General features: G+C 51.0%; 2 protein-coding genes. Both read left to right on the top strand.

Annotation, left to right across the window (positions count from 1 at the left end):
* Positions 1-176: 176 nt before the first annotated feature.
* On the top strand, positions 177-1,907 hold the full coding sequence (locus AC1DU6_RS25885) for an AIPR family protein (protein ID WP_477860618.1): 1,731 nt from the start codon (positions 177-179) through the stop codon (positions 1,905-1,907).
* A gap of 11 nt (positions 1,908-1,918) precedes the next feature.
* Positions 1,919-2,859: site-specific DNA-methyltransferase (locus AC1DU6_RS25880; protein WP_477860616.1), on the top strand; the 941-nt coding region annotated here is incomplete at its 3' end.

Below are 2,859 nucleotides of genomic sequence, written 5' to 3'. Positions count from 1 at the left end.
TGGCAAAAGCGCCAACGCGATATCGAAGACCAGCGAAACAGGCTGCGTCGCAAGATTTTTGACCGGCAAGATGAGATTGACGGGCAGCGAAATCTGCTCATTGATGAGCTAGAAGGTCGCTTGTCGCGCGAGACGACAACGACCGATGTATTCACGATCCAATGGGAGTTGGTTTGATGGCGACAGATCCAAGGCCACTAGAAGTACAACAGCTGCAGTCATTTCTAAAGGTCGAGTTCAACGGGCAAATCGTTGGCGTCGGCGATACCGCTCAAGCTCAAGAGCGAAACTTTCTTTCGAAGGCACTTGCAGCCTATTTCTTAATTGTGAAAGCAGGTGCAAGTAAGGCCGACGCATTGGCAGCGTCTATAGACGGCGGTAACGATCACGGGATCGACTCTGTCTATATCAGTCCAGCCGGCGTTTTTTGGTTAGTTCAATCCAAGTATATTCATGAAGGCAAGGGCGAACCCATACTCGGTGACGCATCAAAATTCAAAGATGGCGTACTTGATTTTTTTCGCGGCCAATTTGGAAGATTTAATGCTGCGCTGAATTCAAAGCTGCCTGCTATTAAGTCGGCGATGGCGCAGGACTACACCGTTCGCTTCGCGCTGGTTTACACGGGAACGTCCTTGAACGATGACCGATTACAGCTCTTTAGCGATGTTGAAGGTGCGGTAAATACTATTCAGCCTAATAGGGCAAAATTCGTTCGCTTTGGACTGTTGGACTTCCATGATGCACTGACCGAGCGGCGGGGGGAAGCGACGATTAATATAACGATCGAACTCCGGAACTTTGGACTCATTGCAACTCCCGCTAGAGCCTTTTACGGTGTTATGCGAGTGCGTGATTTGGCGGAGCTTTATCAAAAACATGACCATGCGCTGGTGCGGGCCAATATCAGGCGATATCGAGGCTCTTCGCAAGTGAATGAGGAAATTACAAAGACTTTGCATGAGGCCCCGGGTCACTTCGTCTATTTTAATAATGGCATCACGCTTTTGTGTGAAAAGATCACCCCGATCGGGAAGACCGATCCTGAACGGAATATTGGCCATTTCCAGCTCGATGGAGTTTCCATCATCAACGGCGCCCAAACGGCCGGTACCGTTGCCCGTCAGCCCCTGGCTCACTACGACACCCATGCGGCTGATGTCTTGGTCACGTGCATCCAGGCGACGTCCGACATGGATTTATTTGGAGATAGGGTAACGGAGTATCGCAACAGCCAGAATGCCGTCCAAATGCAGGACTTCATCGCCCTGGATGACAACCAGGAAAATTGGAGAAAAACGCTGCAGGCATCCGGCGTGGTCTATATCTACAAGCAGAGCGCCTCTGATCCACACGCGACGGAGAGAGTATTTACTGCCCAAGAAGCGGCTAATTGCCTGGTTGCTGCTAACAGGGACAAAGGGACCTGGGCAACCGGCTTGGTGATTGCTCGCAAGGAGCCGCATCGCCTTTGGGACCAGCGCCGCGACTTCGATGGCGCATCGGTAACCGACATAAGCGACGCCATCTACGGTAGATTGTTTCCAAGCAGTCTCACAGCGCGTCGCTTGTGGCGCACCACGCAGATTGTGCGAATGGTGCGGACGGTCATCGAGGCGGATGCTTCAACGCAAACGCCTGAGTTGGCGGCACTGTCCCATGAATCAGCTTTTCTTGTGGCGCACATCGTTCTTGTTAGATTGGCCGCACTCGCCGATGCCGTCACCTTGATGTTGACAACGGACGAACGAACCGCTCTCTCGCGTGAGATCGACACCGTACGACTTGCACTCGGCAATGCCTATGCGGGTCGCGATTGGGGCGGCGCCGAACCGGCCGCTGTGTATGCGGATCCGAGCAACTTAAAGACCCTCAAGGGCGACGTGATGCGCACGCTCGCCAAATAGACAATAGCGACATGACAAGTGCTCAGAAACTAGAACTCACTTGGATTGGCAAGGATCAGCGGCCACGGCTGGAGCCGCGCATTCTCTTGGAAGATCCTAAGCGTAGTTACCACGCTAAGCAACGCTTCAGCGAAAACGATTCATTCGACAACCGATTGATCAAGGGTGACAACCTGTTAGCCTTGAAGGCATTGGAGGCAGAGTTTGCAGGCAAGGTGAAGTGCATTTTCATTGACCCCCCTTACAACACCGGCAGCGCATTCGTGCACTACGACGACGGGTTGGAGCATTCAATCTGGCTGGGGCTAATGCGAGATAGGCTTGAGATTATTCGGCGCTTGTTATCTGACGATGGTTCGCTGTGGGTCACAATTGATGATAACGAGGCGCATTATCTAAAAGTAATGTGCGACGAAGTTTTTGGTAGAGTGAATTTTGTTGCAAATATTGTTTGGCAAAAAAAATATGCGAAACAAAACGATGCCAAGTGGCTTAGCACCAGCCACGACCACATTCTTTTATATGCCAAAAAGAAACTTTCCTGGAAACCTAATTCTGTAGAACGAACGGCCGATCAGCTGAAAGGCTACTCCAACGTAGATAACGATCCTCGCGGTCTTTGGCAGTCAGTCGTTTATACGTGCGCAAAAACAAGATCGGAAAGGCCTAATCTTTTTTATGGAATTAGGCAACCGAAAACCGGTGAGTTGATTTTTCCGGAAGAGTCTCGGGTATGGGGTTACGACGAAAAAAGGCATCTTCAGCATGTCCAAGATGGTTTGTTGTGGTGGGGTGCCAATCAAGAGAAAGACAAGCCTCGGCTTAAATCGTTCCTCGACAAAGTTGGGACTGGCCTTGTCCCTGACACTCTTTGGCTGAGGGAGGACTCAGGGGACAACCAGGATGCGAAGCGAGAAATGCTCGGGCTGAATTCAGATGATGTTTTTAGTAC

The sequence above is a fragment of the Roseateles sp. P5_B10 genome (genome assembly GCF_056400485.1).
This window is presented reverse-complemented; position numbering and strand designations above follow the sequence as displayed.

What these genes read in the sequence shown, in the direction of transcription:
- AC1DU6_RS25885 (WP_477860618.1), top strand. Translation starts at nt 177, where the DNA reads ATGGCGACAGATCCAAGGCCACTAGAAGTACAACAGCTGCAGTCATTT.